Raw genomic sequence first — 13,480 nt, 5'->3', positions numbered from 1 at the left:
GCCCTCTAGACGCAGAGATCGACCGCCGGGTTGCCCGCGCCCGGTGTGCGCGATGATGGACACATTCCACTTCTCGTTCTCCTGGAAGGCCCCGTCATGGCACCGCGCATCCTGCTGGCCAGGCACGGACAGACGGCGTGGTCGCTGTCCGGCAAGCACACCGGCAGGACCGACGTTCCGCTTCTCGAGGAGGGCCGCCGGGGCGCGAAGCTGCTGGGTGAGCGGCTGCACCGGCCACCGTTCGACGGGCTGGCCGGCGTCGAGGTCCGCACCAGCCCGCTGTCACGCGCGCGGGAGACCTGCGAACTGGCCGGCTTCGGCGAACGCGCGTCCGACTGGGAGACGCTCATGGAGTGGGACTACGGCGCCTACGAGGGCATGACACCGGCCGACATCCAGGCCGTGCGCCCCGGCTGGCTCATCTGGCGCGACGGCGTGCCCGAGGGGGAGACCCTCGCCGAGGTGACGGCCCGTGCCGACCAGGTGGTGGCCTGGGCGCGCGAGGCGGACCGGGACGTGCTGGTGTTCGCGCACGGGCACATCCTGCGGTCCATAGGCGCGCGTTGGCTCGGTCTGCCACTCGACTTCGCGGCACGGATCCGGCTGAACCCGACGTCGCTGTCGGTGCTGGGGTGGGCCTACGGGGAGCCGGCCATCGAGAGCTGGAACGACCTGGGGCACCTGGCCGGATAGCGGCCGGGCGCCCGGCGCCGGATCACACCGTGCGGGGCACGTTCGCGTGCCGTTCCAGGAACGCCGACACCCCGCTCGCCCGGCGGTGCGGCAGCAGCACCCGCGCCGTGCCCGCCAGCATCGTCTGCACCCGGGACGACTGCACCTGGTCCAGCAGGTCCAGCACCCGCATCCCGGCGGCGGCGGCCTCGTCCGGGCGGCCGCCCCGCGCCAGGTCGTCCGCGAGCTCCGCGGTGTAGAGGGCGATGTTGCGGGTGAAGTGGGGATCCTGGAGCTCGGCCGCCCGCTCGGCGTGCCGTGCCGCGCGCCGCCAGTTGCCGAGCACCGACCAGCACTGCGCCTCCAGGACCTCCAGCTCGGCCTCGCCGTAGAAGCTCATCCACTCGGGGTCGGCCTCGGAGCGGCCCCGGTCGAAGAGGGCCTGCGCGCGGACGAGCGCCTGTTCGCAGCCGGTCCGGTCGGCGAGCCCGGCCCAGCCGCCGGCCTCCCGCAGCGCGAGCAGCGACATCAGGCGCGCGGAGCCCAGGGGGCGCGCGGCGCGCTGCGCGGCCTGCGCGGCCCGCACCGCCTCGCGGGGCCGGCCCGCGTCCCGCGCGAGGAAGGACGTGTTGCAGAAGGCGTGCGCTTCGAGCGCCGGGTCGCCGGCCATCCGGGCCGTCGCGAGCGCCTCCGCGTAGTGCGAACGCGCGTCGTCGAACCGCCCGGAGTCGTGCGCCAGCCACCCCACCGAGATGGCCAGTTCACCAGCGCCCGAGTGCAGCCGTTCGCCGACCGCCTGCCGGGTCGTACCGGCGTCCAGCAGGGCGTAGGCGGCCCGCAGCGGGGCCGCGGCCCTGCGGTAGAGGCCATCGGCGCCGTGCCGGTCGTCGAGCAGCCGGATTCGGCGTACGGCTTCCTCCAGCGCGTCCGCCTCGCGTCCCCCGACACGTCTGACGGGACGCTCCGCGGCCGCGGCGTCGAAGGTGAGCCCCAGGGGGCCCAGCGAGGCGGCGGCCATCGTGGCGCCCCCGCCGGTCATGAATGCGCGACGTAGCACGTCGCTCTCCTCGTGGTTCTCGTGCTTGTGCTCCGTCCCGTACGCGTCATGCGGGTCGTACGGGTCCTGCCGGTTCTCCGGGTCATACGGCTCGTGGGCCCCCCGCGTCTCACTCGTGACGCACGCCGGGCTCGCGATGCGAGTCGGGGGCGCGTCCTCTTCGTCGCGCGCCCGGCGTCCGCGTACGGACGAGCGGGGCGCGAAGCCGAGGTCGGTGAGCGTGCGGCCGGGGAACATGTGCAGGAACACCCGTTCGTACGCGTAGTTGGGGCAGCGGATCTCGCCTGCCTCCACCCGACCGACGTAACGCGCGTCACAGCTGACCCGCTCGCCGATCTCGCGAGCGGCCCGTCGCACCAGCGCGGCGAACTCGGCCGGCGAGCGCTGTCCGCGCAGCTGCCGGAACGCGAGATTCGGCCGCGGTGGCCTGATGGGCTGGGACGAGGTCAGCTCTGTCGACGCCATGGCCGGGTCCTCTCGTGCGAACCGTCGAACCATGCCGGAACGAGGGCGACTTCAACGGGCTGTCCGTACCGAATATCCGTGTGGTGCCCTTGCGTCCGGCGGGCAAGAACGTACCTGCTGTAGCGGACCGGGTACGCAGGGTTTGGCTACAAACCGGATATCTCATACGTGATCTGCCATGAACTGCCATCCTTTGCGGCGGACTTCCGCCGTAGCCGTTGACGCCCGGCCGCGTTGAACTCTTCGGACTGCAAAGGGTTCCGTGGTGGAGGTCGGGATGGAGACCAGCCAGAGCATCGTTCCTCGCACGCCGTCGACCACGGCGGGGCACGGGCCGACCGCCCAGTGCAGCGCGCCGCCGGGCGCGGGCTGCGACCCGCGGACGGGGTGCGACGTGGTCACCGTCCCCGCGCGGCAGGGCCTGGAGGCGGTCGACATCCTGCGCCGGGGCGGCGGCGAGGCGGTGGGACCCGTACTGCACGACGACTGCTGCGACACCCTGGGCTTCGTGGTCCCGTCCGGCACGGCCGCCGCCTGGGACATGCCCGGCAGCACCTGTACGGAGACCGATGGCCGGGGCCTGAGCCTGAGCCTGGACCCGCGTCCCGAGCCTCCGGTCGAGGGCTCCGACTGGCTCCTGCCGCCCGACGAGGCCGACCCCGCGACCGATCCCGCGATGCTGCGGGCCGCACTGGGCGAGGCGGCCCGGCTGCTGGAGGCGGCCGACAAGTGCTGCTGACGCGGCTGCCCGGGCGGCCCGGTCGCCCGCTTGCGACAATGAACCAATGGGAAGATCCAGGAACGCCCGGCGGCGGCCGGCCGCGGCCGAAGCCGTCGTCGAACGCGTCGACGGCGGACTCGCCGAGCTGATACCCGACCGGGATCGGGCCCGCGCCTGGACGCTCCTCATCGACGGCGCCCCTCAGTCGCACGTCGACCTGGACGACCCCGCGTACCTCTCCTTCGAGTACCAGCGGCGCCTCGGGCACGTCATCGACCTCGTCGCCCCGCCCGGCCGACCCCTGCACGCGGTCCACCTCGGCGGCGGCGCCCTCACGCTCGCCCGCTACGTCGCCGCCACCCGGCCCCGCTCCACCCAGCAGGTCGTCGAGCGGGACGCCGCCCTCGTCCAACTGGTCCGGCGGGAGCTGCCGTTGGATCCGGCGGCCCGGATCCGGGTGCGGTCGACGGACGCCCGGGACGGGCTCGCCAAGGTGCCCGACGGATGGGCCGACCTCGTCGTCGCCGACGTCTTCAGCGCGGCCCGCACCCCCGCCCATCTGACCTCGACGGAGTTCCTCGACGACGTACGCAGGGTCCTCAAGCCCGGCGGTGTCTACGCCGCCAATCTCGCCGACGGGCCGCCGCTCAGGCATCTGCGCGGCCAGATCGCCACCGCCGCCGACCGGTTCGGGGAACTCGCGCTGCTCGCCGACCCGGCGGTACTGCGCGGCAAGCGATTCGGCAACGCCGTGCTCGTCGCCTCCGACCGTGCGCTCCCGGTCGCCGAACTGACCCGGAGCGCCGCCGGCGACCCGCATCCCGCCCGCGTCGAGCACGGCAGGGCGCTCACCGACTTCACCGGTGGTGCCGTCCCCGTGAACGACCTGGTGGCGGTGGCCTCGCCGGCCCCGCCGCCGTCCGTGTTCCGGTGACTCAGTAGTTCCCGATCTCCACGCGCGGCGGCCCGTCGTGCCAGGTGCAGAACACCGACACCCGGTCCGCGCCCGCGCCGAACTCCACCCGGATCCACGTCTCCGTCTTCCACACCTGCATCGACCAGCCGGCGCCCGGCGTGGCCGAGACGAGGGTCGCGGACGCGTCGCCGATGTCGAAGACCACCCGGCCGCCGTCGGTGTCGTAGCTCTTGACCTGGCCGGACTTGGTGGGGGAGGGGTCCGGGCTGTTCGCCGGCGGCTTCGCGGGCGTGGTCGGTGTGCGGGGTGTCCCGGTGGGCTTCGGGGAGGGGCTCCGCGACGGCGTCGGCCGCCGCGGCGAGTGGGTCGAGGACGCGAGCGGCTTCGACTCCTGCGTGGTCGCGTCGGCCGCCGTGATGGGCAGGGCGCGCGGGCGGTCGTACACCGTGCCCGCCATCACCGTGTGGACCCCCCACCACGACAGCGTGACCGCCGCGCCCGTGGCGAGCGACCAAGCCAGTACGTGTACGAGTCCTCTGCGCATCGCGGGCCATACTGCCTCACGCACCTCACAGGCCGCACATGGTCCGAGTTATCCACAGGCCCGGATCAGGGTCCCCCGCATGGCGTACGGTGCGGCGCATGGCAAGTGTGCTCGTGGTCGAGGACGACCCCTTCGTCCGCTCGGCGCTCATCCGGCACCTGACCGACGCGGCACACACGGTGCGCAGTGTCGGGACGGCGCTGGAGGCGCTGCGCGAGGTCGCCCATTTCCGTTTCGACGTGGTCGTCCTGGACCTCGGTCTGCCCGATCTGGACGGCTCCGAGGCCCTGAAGATGCTGCGCGGGATCACCGACGTCCCCGTGATCATCGCCACCGCCAGGGACGACGAGACGGAGATCGTCCGGCTGCTGAACGACGGGGCGGACGACTACCTCACCAAGCCCTTCTCGGTCGAGCACCTCTCGGCCCGCATGGCGGCCGTCCTGCGGCGGTCCCGGGCCGCCGCCGGTGACGTCCCGCCGGAGACCGTGGTGCGCGTCGGCGGCCTCACCGTCGACCCGCTGCGCCGGCAGGCCGAGCTGGACGGCATCCGACTCGACCTCACCCGCCGCGAGTTCGACCTGCTCGCCTTCCTGGCCGCCCGGCCCGGAGTGGTCGTCCCCCGCAAGGAACTGCTCGCCGAGGTGTGGCAGCAGTCCTACGGCGACGACCAGACGATCGACGTCCATCTGTCATGGCTGCGGCGCAAGCTCGGGGAGACCGCCGCGCGACCGCGTTATCTGCACACCCTGCGAGGCGTCGGCGTGAAGCTGGAACCACCCGGTGGGGAGCCGCCGCGATGAGATGGGCACTGGTCAAGGTCTGTCTGGCGGTCACCGTCATGGTCGTGGTCGCCTTCGCCGTCCCGCTCGGACTGGTCATCCGCGAGATGGCCCGTGACCGCGCGTTCTCCAACGCCGAGCGGGAGGCCGCCGCGGTCGCTCCCGCGCTGTCCATCACCACCGACCGGGACCAGCTGGAGCGGGTCGTCGCCTCCGCCGGCTCGGACGCGGGGATGGCCGTGCACATACCGGCGTCCGGCGAAGCCTCCGCCGTCGACCTCGGCCGGCAGCGCGCCGCCGACGACGACATCGCGACCGTACGGAAGCTGGGCCGCGCCTCGACCACCGAGGTCCCCGGCGGATCCACACTGCTCCAGCCCGTCGCTCTGAGCTCCGGCGAGATCGCCGTCGTCGAGGTGTACGTCCCCGAAGCGGAGGTCACCAACGGGCTCACCACGGCGTGGACGGTGCTCGCGGGGGTCGGCCTCGCGCTGATCGTCGGATCGGTCGCCGTGGCGGACCGGCTGGGCGTACGGATGGTGCGGCCCGCGCAGCGCCTGGTCGAGGGCGCGCACGAGCTGGGGGAGGGCAAGCTGGGCGCCCGGGTGCCCGAGGAGGGGCCGAACGAACTGCGGCTGGCCGCGGTGGCGTTCAACTCGATGGCCGACCAGGTCGTGCAACTGCTCGCGAACGAGCGGGAGCTGGCCGCCGACCTGTCCCATCGCCTGCGTACCCCGCTGACCGTGCTGCGGCTGAACGCGGCCTCGCTCGGGGACGGCCCGGCCGCCGAGCAGACCCGGGCCGCCGTGGCCCAGCTGGAGCGTGAGGTCGACACCATCATCCGTACCGCCCGGGAGGCCAAGCCGCAGACGGTCGCGGCGGGTCCGGGCGCCGGGTGCGACGCGGCCGAGGTGGTGCGCGAGCGGATGACGTTCTGGTCGGCGCTGGCGGAGGACGAGGACCGCAAGGTGCGGGTGGCCGGCGTGGACCGGCCGGTGCGGATACCGGTGGCCCGCGCGGATCTGGCGGCCGCGCTCGACGCCCTGCTCGGCAACGTCTTCCGGCACACCGCCGAGGGCACCGCCTTCGCGGTCGACGTGCACAACGGCGAGGACGCGGTGATCGTGCTGGTCTCCGACGCCGGGCCCGGCATAGCCGACCCCGAGGCGGCGATGGCGCGCGGGCGGGGCTCGGGCAGCGCCGGCTCGACCGGGCTGGGGCTGGACATCGTGCGACGGCTCGCCGAGTCGACCGGCGGGGACGTGCGGATCGGGTCGTCGGTGCTCGGCGGGACCGAGGTGCGGATCTGGATCCAGCTGGACGGCAGGGAGCCCGTGCGCAGGGGCCACCGGGGCTCCGTGCGCCGCCGCCGTCCCGGCCGATTGGTCTCGTCCTTTAACCGTCCCCGATCCCTTCCTTAAGCGCGCCCTAAGGCCGCCAACCCCCGTCCTAATCAGGCGCTTTGCCCGATTCCGAATCGCTAGCGTGCTGCCGCACCCACACCGTGATCCCACGAACCCGTGAACAGTGAGGCAGGCACGTGATGAGCAGCACCCACCGGCGCAAGGTCAGTGGCAGGAACAAGGCGATCGGCGGGCTGGTCGCCGCCGCCGTGGCCGGCGGTGGCGCGATCCTGTTCACCGGCACCGCCCAGGCGGCCGGGATCGGGGCGGCGTACACGAAGACCAGTGACTGGTCGACGGGATACACCGCGCAGTACGTCGTCACGAACAACACCGGTCAGGCGAAGAAGGACTGGACGCTGGAGTTCGACCTGCCGTCGGGCTCGAAGCTGAGCTCCCTGTGGAACGCCGAGTCGAAGGTGAGCGGACAGCACGTCACCGTGACCCCGCCGAAGTGGGACAGCGACGGACTGGCGGCCGGCGAGTCGGTGACGGTCGGCTTCGTGGTCAACGGTTCGGCCGCACCCACGGGTTGCCTGATCGACGACGCCAAGTGCGCCACGGACACCACCGCGACCCCGGAGCCGAGCGGCCGCCCGACCCAGCCTCCGAAGCCGACCCCGACCCCCACGCCCACCCCCACGGCGACGACCGCCGAGCCCAGCGCGACCCCCACCGCCGAGCCCTCGGAGACCTCCGGCACCGGAACCGCCGCGTCCGCCGGCTTCGCCCCCTATATCGACACCTCCCTCTACCCGGCCTTCGACATGGCGGCGAGCGCCGAGGCGACCGGCGTGAAGAACTACAACCTCGCCTTCATCACCGACGGCGGCGGCTGCACCCCGAAGTGGGGCGGCGTCACGGACCTCGGCACCGACGCGGTGGCCGCGCAGATCGGCGAGCTGCGCGCCAAGGGCGGTGACGTCCGGGTCTCCTTCGGCGGCGCGGCCGGCAGCGAGCTGGCCACGACCTGCTCCTCGGCGGACGCGCTGGCGGCGGCGTACGAGAAGGTGGTCGCCGCCTACAAGCTGACCAAGGTCGACTTCGACGTCGAGGGCGGCGCGCTCCCCGACAAGGCGGCCAACACCCGCCGCGCCCAGGCGATAGCCGAGCTCCAGCAGCGGCACCCGGACCTGGACGTCTCCTACACCCTCCCCGTGATGCCGGAGGGCCTCACCCAGCCGGGCGTCGACCTGCTCGCCGACGCCAAGCAGAACGGCGTCGAGATCGACACCGTCAACATCATGGCGATGGACTACGGCCCCGCGTACAGCGACGACATGGGTACCTACGCCGAGCAGGCGGCCACCGCCACCCAGGCCCAGGTCAAGAGCGTCCTCGGCCTCTCCGACAGCGCCGCCTGGAAGACGGTCGCGGTCACTCCGATGATCGGCGTCAACGACGTCGTCACCGAGATCTTCAAGGTCGACGACGCCACCCAGCTGGTGAACTTCGCCAAGTCCAAGGGCCTCGGTTGGCTCTCGATGTGGTCGGCGACCCGCGACCAGCAGTGCGCGGGCGGCGAGAAGCCGGCGGCCGACGCGACGTGCAGCTCGATCCTCCAGGACAAGTTCGCCTTCTCGAAGGCGTTCGCGGCCTTCGGCAAGTAGCGCCGGGCCACCGACGGCCAACCAGGAAACGGGGGTTGCGCGTCCCGGCCGGTCTTCCCCCCATCCGGCCGGGGCGCGCAGGCCGTCGCCCGATCCGTTCCGCCGCGTCAGTTCTTCTGTAGGGCTCGTGTCACGCCCGCGATGACGGCCGTGGTCAGCACCCACCCGAACGCGACCAGGGTGTAGGCGAGCCATTGCACGCCGGCGTCCGTCCAGTACCAGCCGCCGCGCTGGCCCAGGCCTCCGATGGGGATCAGCAGGTCGAGCGTGTAGACGAGCGGCTGGAACGGGGCGCCCTCGCCCGGCTTCACCGGGGTCGGGGTGTGGGCGCGGAAGACCAGAGCACCCAGCAGGGCCAGGGTCAGCAGCCAGACACCGGCCAGCCAGGGACGGTAGCCGTAGCCGACGGTCGCGTCGAGCAGATGCCCCCAGGCACGCGCCGCCGGACGCAGAGTGCCGCGGCGGTGACGCTGCTTGGCCAGCAGGACCCGACGAGCGTCGTCGTCGTGACCGACCGCGCGGTACCAGGTCGCCAACTGCTCGTACGGCTGTGGGCTGTAGCCCGGGCTGCGCCGTATCCACGCGATGCGGCGGGCGACCGGCTCCCGCGTCCCCACCGCCTCGCTGCGCCCGCCGGCCTCGTCCTCGCCGCCGACCTTGATGCTGCCGTAGACGAATCCGTCCAGCTCCACCACGTCCGGCCAGCTGTGCTCGCCCTCGTGGAGGTACGACACCTGCGCACCCCGCAGATCCACCGAGCGGGTCGGCGTCCGCGCGAGCTTGAGATCGAAATCGACGGCCTGCATCAGCGTCCCCATCAGGGCCGGGCCGTCACCCTCGGGCGGCCCGTTCAGCACGGCCCCCTCGAAGGTCAGGTTGTCCGCGATCCGGGCGCCGCGCAGCCGTACCGTCCCGTTCGCGGTGAACCCCCGGGAGAGGTCGAGCGTCGACGCCACCGCGCTGTTCAGGGCCAAGGCCACTCCCCGCGGGCCGGGGCTCTCCAGACGCGCGCCGTTCATGAACAGCCCACCCGGCAACTGCGCCCCGGGAAGCCGTACTTGACCGTGCGCGATGAGGCGCCGGGCGAAGAAGCCCCCTTCCATGACCAGCCCACCGGCGCCCACCGCCCAGCCGTCCTGCGCGTCGATCCGGGCCCGGTTGAGGATCACCGCGCCGGACACCCGGGCGTTGATGAGGGACAGGGCCGTGACGGCGCGGTGGTGGGCCGATTCAGCGGTGTTCTCCACCAGGGAGCCCCGTAGGTCGATGGTGCCCTCGACGCGGGTCGAACCGGCTTCGAGGCCGGGCACGCGGCTGTCCACGATCGCGATCGACAGGGTCGACGCCCCGTAGAGGTCGATCCGTTCGTCGAACCAGCAGTCCGCCAGCCAGAGCGCGTACCCGATCTGTGCCCCGGCGAGATCGAGATGCCCCGTGACCCGCGCGCCGGTCAGCCGCAGACAGGCGACGGCGCCCTGCTCGCCGCCGTGCGCCCCCAGCAGCAGCGCCGCGAGCACGGCGGCCCGCACCGTGCGCTCGGGCCCCCACTGCCCGCCGCCCGCGACGGGACGATCGCTCTCGGACCCGTCCGGGCGCAGGTCGACCTGGCGCCCTTCGGGGAAGGCGTTCCACAACTCACGTTCCGGAGCCGTCAATTCGTCGTAGGAGAGCACCGGAGCAGAGTAGTGAACCGCGGGGCGCCGCACGTCCCCTCGGCGTGCCGCGCCCCGTCCCCCGGAACGGTTTCCTAGACCCCCTCCTCCACCTCCGGCAGCGCCCCCGTCCGAGCCGCCTGCCCGTACCAGTACGCACTCGACTTCGGCGTCCGGGCGAGCGTCGCGTAGTCGACGTACACCGCGCCGAACCGCTTCTCGTACCCGTACGCCCACTCGAAGTTGTCCATCAGGGACCACAGGTAGTACCCGCGCACATCAGCGCCGTCCGTGATGGCCTGCCGTACCGCCGACAGGTGGCCGTGCAGGTAGGCGACGCGCTCGGGGTCGTGGACGCGGCCGTCGGGGTCGGGCTTGTCGTCGTAGGCCGCGCCGTTCTCGGTCACGTACAGCGGCAGGCCGGGGGCCTCGCGCGAGTAGCGCATGATCAGTTCGTGCAGGCCGGTCGGGTCGATCGTCCAGCCCATCTCCGTGCGCTCGCCCGGGGTCTGGTGGAACAGCACGTCGTCCGCGCCGGGCCACGGCGAGTGGTCGCTGGCGCCGTGGCCGTCGGCGCGGGGCCCGCTCACCTCGGACTCGGCCGCCGAGACCAGCGCCGGGGTGTAGTAGTTCAGGCCGAGCGCGTCCAGGGGCTGGTTGATGGCGGCCAGGTCGCCGTCCAGGACGTACGACCAGTCCGTCAGCGGCTCCGTCGCTGCGTACAGCGTCTCCGGGTAGACGCCGTGCAGGACCGGGCCGTGGAAGATCCCGTTGGCCAGGTCCTCGATCTTGTGTGCCGCCGCCAGGTCCGCCGGGTCCTGCGAGAGCGGCCGTACCACCGAGGAGTTGAGGCTCAGCGCCACCGAGTTGCGGGCCGGCATCACCGAGCGCAGGGCCGATGCACCGAGGCCATGGGCCAGGTTCAGGTGGTGGGCCGCCCGCAGGGTGGCCACCGGCTCGGTACGGCCCGGCGCGTGCACGCCCGAGCCGTAGCCCAGGAAGGCGCTGCACCAGGGCTCGTTGAGCGTGATCCACTGCTCCACCCGGTCGCCGAGCGCCTCGCCGACGATCTGCGCGTACTCGGCGAACCGGTACGCCGTGTCCCGCTCCGGCCAGCCGCCCGCGTCCTCCAACTCCTGCGGCAGGTCCCAGTGGTAGAGCGTGACGGCCGGCTTGATGCCCTTCGCCAGCAGCTCGTCCACCAGACGGCGGTAGAAGTCCAGGCCCACCTGCACCGCGGGCCCCCGGCCGGTCGGTTGGACGCGCGGCCAGGAGATGGAGAACCGGTACGCGTTCAGGCCGAGGTCGGCCATCAGCGCCACGTCCTCGCGGTAGCGGTGATAGTGGTCGACAGCGATGTCACCGTGCTCGCCGCCGGCCGTCCTGCCCGGCGTATGGCTGAAGGTGTCCCAGATGGAGGCGGTGCGGCCGCCCTCCCGCACCGCCCCCTCGATCTGGTACGCGGAGGTCGCGGCACCCCAGAGGAAGGCGGGCGGGAAGGACACGGGCGACGACAGGGGCTCAGGCATGGAAGCGCTCCCATTGGAGGTCGTGGAGACCGACGGGTACGAGTAGGGGGGAGAGGGGGAGGAGGGGAGGGCCTCCAGGGGGCCGAGGCGGCGGTGGCGCGGCCCCTGGAGGTCGGACGAGGCTGAAGAGGGCAGATGCGTCAGCCCTTGATCGCGCCCTGCATGATGCCGCCCACGATCTGCTTGCCGAACAGCAGGAAGGCGATCAGCAGCGGCAGCGTGCCGAGCAGGGCGCCGGCCATGATGACCGCCTGGTCGGGGACGTAACCGGTGCCGAGGGAGTTCAGGGCGACCTGCACGGTCGGGTTCTCCTGGTTCAGGGCGATGATCGGCCACAGGAAGTCGTTCCAGGCGAACACGAAGGTCAGCAGGCCGAGTACGGCCATCGCGGGCCGGGCGGCCGGGAAGACCACGTGCCACACGACCCGGAGACTGCTCGCCCCGTCCACCCGCGCCGCCTCGATCAGCTCGCTCGGCAGCGCCTGCACCAGGTACTGACGCATGAAGAACGTACCGAAGGCCGTGCACAGCGTCGGCAGGATCACCGTCTGGAGCTGGTTGGACCAGCCGAGGTCCGCCATCCACAGATACAGCGGTACGACCGCCAGCTGCGGCGGGATCATCATCGTGCCGATCGTCAGCAGCAGCAGGACGCCGGAGAACCGGAACCGGAGCTTGGCGAAGGCGAAGCCGGCGAGCGTGGAGAACAGCACGGTGCTGACGGTGATCATGCCCGCCACGAAGATGGTGTTGAACATCGCCGTGCCGAGCCCGCCCTCCTCCCACGCCCGCTCCATGTTCTTGAACAGGTTCCCGCCGAACCACAGCGGCGGCGGTGTCTCCGCGAGCCGCTGGTTGGTGCGCGAGGCCGCGATCGCCGTCCACACCAGCGGGGCCAGCGAGACCAGGGCGAAGACGGACAGGACGACATAGGTGAGCGGGCCGGCGTGCAACTGCTTGCCCGCGCCCATCACACGGGTTCGCTCGCGCCGGGGCTTCGACGTCTTCGCGGGCTGAGGCGCCGTCAGTTCGGTGGTGGTCATTGGGACTTCCTCAGCCGTCGGGACACCAGCAGTTGGATCACGGCGACGATCAGCAGGATCAGGAACATCGACCAGGCGATCGCGGACGCCTTGCCGAGGTTGCCGATGATCCAGCCCTGGTCGTACATGTACAGACCGAGCGTCTGGTACTGGTGCTCGGAGCCGCCCTTCGAGCCGCTCACCCCGCCGAACAGCAGGGGCTCACCGAAGAGCTGGGTCGCGCCGATGGTGGAGACGACGACCGTGAACAGGATCGTCGGCCGCAGCTGCGGGACGGTGACGTGGATGAACTGCTGCCACCGGTTGGCGCCGTCGATCGCCGCGGACTCGTAGAGGTCGGCCGGGATCGCCTGCATCGCCGCCAGATAGATCAGCGCGTTGTAACCCGTCCAGCGCCAGATCACGATCGACGACACCGCGAACTGCGAACCCCAGTCGGACTCACGCCAGTTGACCGGGTCGATGCCGACGAAGTCCAGCAGCCAGTTGATCATGCCGCCGTCCCAGGAGTACAGCAGCACGAAGACGAGGGTCGCCGCCGCCACCGAGGTGGCGTACGGGGTGAGCATCACGACCCGCCACATCGTGGAGCCGCGCAGCCGGTAGTTCAGGAGATGGGCGAGGCCGATCGCCATCAGCAGCTGGGGCACCGTGGAGATCACGCCGATGGTGAAGGTGTTCCACAGCGCGTTCCAGAAGAAGTCCGAGGACAGCAGGTTCCGGTAGTTGTCCAGGCCGGTCCACGTCTGGCCGTCCAGGTTGGCCAGCTGCACGTTGTGCAGCGAGTACCACGCCGTGTACAGCAGCGGGACCAGCGAGAACGCCCCGAAGACGATGAAGAAGGGGGCGATGAACGCGTACGGCGACGCCTTCATGTCCCAGCGGTACAGCCGGCTCCGCCAGGAACTGGTGCCCGGCGGAGGCGGCGTACCGCGACCGTGCGCGCGGCCGGCCGCGCCCCGCGGGGGACCCGGCGCGGCGGCGGGGCGCGCCCCCGGGGGGGCGCGGGGCGGCTTGGGGCGGCGAACAGGGCGAGCCCGTCCGTGATCTAGTTGGTCGCGGGCTCCCCGCCCACATAGGGGGGCT

The 13,480-nt window shown here is 72.1% G+C and carries 12 protein-coding genes; 6 read left to right on the top strand and 6 right to left on the bottom strand.

All coding sequences use genetic code 11. The features are described 5' to 3' along the window. The first annotated feature begins 96 nt into the window (after nucleotides 1-96). Nucleotides 97-693 carry a histidine phosphatase family protein gene (locus ACIQWG_RS35645; protein ID WP_404103568.1) on the top strand — a complete coding sequence of 199 codons (597 nt, stop codon included), beginning with the start codon at nucleotides 97-99 and terminating at the stop codon, nucleotides 691-693. A gap of 22 nt (nucleotides 694-715) precedes the next feature. On the opposite strand, the gene ACIQWG_RS35640 is transcribed toward ACIQWG_RS35645, so the two are convergent. After that, complete coding sequence (locus ACIQWG_RS35640; protein ID WP_404103566.1) at nucleotides 716-2,194, bottom strand: hypothetical protein; 1,479 nt, start codon at nucleotides 2,192-2,194, stop codon at nucleotides 716-718. 262 nt (nucleotides 2,195-2,456) lie between these two features. Here ACIQWG_RS35640 and ACIQWG_RS35635 point away from each other — a divergent pair, with 262 nt between their 5' ends. Together ACIQWG_RS35635 and ACIQWG_RS35630 are read left to right on the top strand one after the other, a co-directional pair. Beyond that, nucleotides 2,457-2,933, top strand: a complete 477-nt coding sequence (locus ACIQWG_RS35635; RefSeq protein ID WP_404103564.1) for a hypothetical protein — start codon at nucleotides 2,457-2,459, stop codon at nucleotides 2,931-2,933. A 46-nt stretch (nucleotides 2,934-2,979) separates the two neighbouring features. Continuing rightward, a complete protein-coding gene (locus tag ACIQWG_RS35630; RefSeq protein ID WP_404103561.1) occupies nucleotides 2,980-3,849 on the top strand; it encodes a spermidine synthase in 870 nt (289 codons plus the stop codon). A 1-nt stretch (nucleotide 3,850) separates the two neighbouring features. Here ACIQWG_RS35630 and ACIQWG_RS35625 read toward each other — a convergent pair whose 3' ends face one another. After that, nucleotides 3,851-4,375 carry a hypothetical protein gene (locus ACIQWG_RS35625; RefSeq protein WP_404103558.1) on the bottom strand — a complete coding sequence of 175 codons (525 nt, stop codon included), beginning with the start codon at nucleotides 4,373-4,375 and terminating at the stop codon, nucleotides 3,851-3,853. A 98-nt stretch (nucleotides 4,376-4,473) separates the two neighbouring features. Between ACIQWG_RS35625 and ACIQWG_RS35620 the strand changes: the two genes are divergently transcribed. The 3 genes from ACIQWG_RS35620 (at nucleotide 4,474) to ACIQWG_RS35610 (ending at nucleotide 8,170) form a co-directional block, all read left to right on the top strand. After that, nucleotides 4,474-5,178: a response regulator transcription factor gene (locus ACIQWG_RS35620; protein WP_404103556.1), complete on the top strand. Its 705-nt coding sequence runs from the start codon at nucleotides 4,474-4,476 to the stop codon at nucleotides 5,176-5,178. After that, nucleotides 5,175-6,578, top strand: coding sequence for a sensor histidine kinase (locus tag ACIQWG_RS35615; protein WP_404103554.1), 1,404 nt, complete (start codon nucleotides 5,175-5,177; stop codon nucleotides 6,576-6,578). The genes ACIQWG_RS35620 and ACIQWG_RS35615 overlap by 4 nt, the downstream gene beginning before the upstream one ends. Before the next feature lie 122 nt (nucleotides 6,579-6,700). Further along, nucleotides 6,701-8,170: a cellulose binding domain-containing protein gene (locus ACIQWG_RS35610; RefSeq protein WP_404103552.1), complete on the top strand. Its 1,470-nt coding sequence runs from the start codon at nucleotides 6,701-6,703 to the stop codon at nucleotides 8,168-8,170. Nucleotides 8,171-8,277: 107 nt separating this feature from the next. Here the strand turns inward: ACIQWG_RS35610 and ACIQWG_RS35605 are convergent, their stop codons facing one another. The 4 genes from ACIQWG_RS35605 to ACIQWG_RS35590 all read right to left on the bottom strand — a co-directional run bounded on the left by ACIQWG_RS35605 (nucleotide 8,278) and on the right by ACIQWG_RS35590 (nucleotide 13,269). Further along, on the bottom strand, nucleotides 8,278-9,843 hold the full coding sequence (locus tag ACIQWG_RS35605; RefSeq protein WP_404103549.1) for an oxidoreductase: 1,566 nt from the start codon (nucleotides 9,841-9,843) through the stop codon (nucleotides 8,278-8,280). 74 nt (nucleotides 9,844-9,917) lie between these two features. Beyond that, nucleotides 9,918-11,351 (bottom strand): GH1 family beta-glucosidase, encoded by a 1,434-nt coding sequence (locus ACIQWG_RS35600; RefSeq protein ID WP_404103546.1) that lies wholly within the window; start codon nucleotides 11,349-11,351, stop codon nucleotides 9,918-9,920. A 140-nt stretch (nucleotides 11,352-11,491) separates the two neighbouring features. Further along, the gene (locus ACIQWG_RS35595; protein WP_404103543.1) at nucleotides 11,492-12,394 is read right to left on the bottom strand and encodes a carbohydrate ABC transporter permease; all 903 of its coding nucleotides are present in this window, start codon (nucleotides 12,392-12,394) and stop codon (nucleotides 11,492-11,494) included. Next, entirely contained in the window at nucleotides 12,391-13,269 is an 879-nt protein-coding gene (locus ACIQWG_RS35590) for a carbohydrate ABC transporter permease (protein WP_404103540.1), read from the bottom strand. Before ACIQWG_RS35590 ends, ACIQWG_RS35595 begins: the two co-directional genes overlap by 4 nt. Nucleotides 13,270-13,480 lie beyond the last annotated feature (211 nt).

The organism is Streptomyces sp. NPDC098781, from assembly GCF_044759995.1.
Classification (GTDB): Bacteria; Actinomycetota; Actinomycetes; order Streptomycetales; family Streptomycetaceae; genus Streptomyces.
The sequence above is the reverse complement of the archived record's forward strand: the minus strand, read 5'-3'. Positions and strand labels throughout refer to the sequence as shown.

Excerpts from the sequence above, each read along its gene's own strand:
- ACIQWG_RS35645 (WP_404103568.1), top strand. The coding sequence starts at position 97 with ATGGCACCGCGCATCCTGCTGGCCAGGCACGGACAGACGGCGTGGTCG.
- ACIQWG_RS35640 (WP_404103566.1), bottom strand. The coding sequence starts at position 2,194 with ATGGCGTCGACAGAGCTGACCTCGTCCCAGCCCATCAGGCCACCGCGG.
- ACIQWG_RS35630 (WP_404103561.1), top strand. The coding sequence starts at position 2,980 with ATGGGAAGATCCAGGAACGCCCGGCGGCGGCCGGCCGCGGCCGAAGCC.
- ACIQWG_RS35625 (WP_404103558.1), bottom strand. The coding sequence starts at position 4,375 with ATGCGCAGAGGACTCGTACACGTACTGGCTTGGTCGCTCGCCACGGGC.
- ACIQWG_RS35620 (WP_404103556.1), top strand. The coding sequence starts at position 4,474 with ATGGCAAGTGTGCTCGTGGTCGAGGACGACCCCTTCGTCCGCTCGGCG.
- ACIQWG_RS35615 (WP_404103554.1), top strand. The coding sequence starts at position 5,175 with ATGAGATGGGCACTGGTCAAGGTCTGTCTGGCGGTCACCGTCATGGTC.
- ACIQWG_RS35610 (WP_404103552.1), top strand. The coding sequence starts at position 6,701 with ATGAGCAGCACCCACCGGCGCAAGGTCAGTGGCAGGAACAAGGCGATC.
- ACIQWG_RS35600 (WP_404103546.1), bottom strand. The coding sequence starts at position 11,351 with ATGCCTGAGCCCCTGTCGTCGCCCGTGTCCTTCCCGCCCGCCTTCCTC.
- ACIQWG_RS35595 (WP_404103543.1), bottom strand. The coding sequence starts at position 12,394 with ATGACCACCACCGAACTGACGGCGCCTCAGCCCGCGAAGACGTCGAAG.
- ACIQWG_RS35590 (WP_404103540.1), bottom strand. The coding sequence starts at position 13,269 with ATGAAGGCGTCGCCGTACGCGTTCATCGCCCCCTTCTTCATCGTCTTC.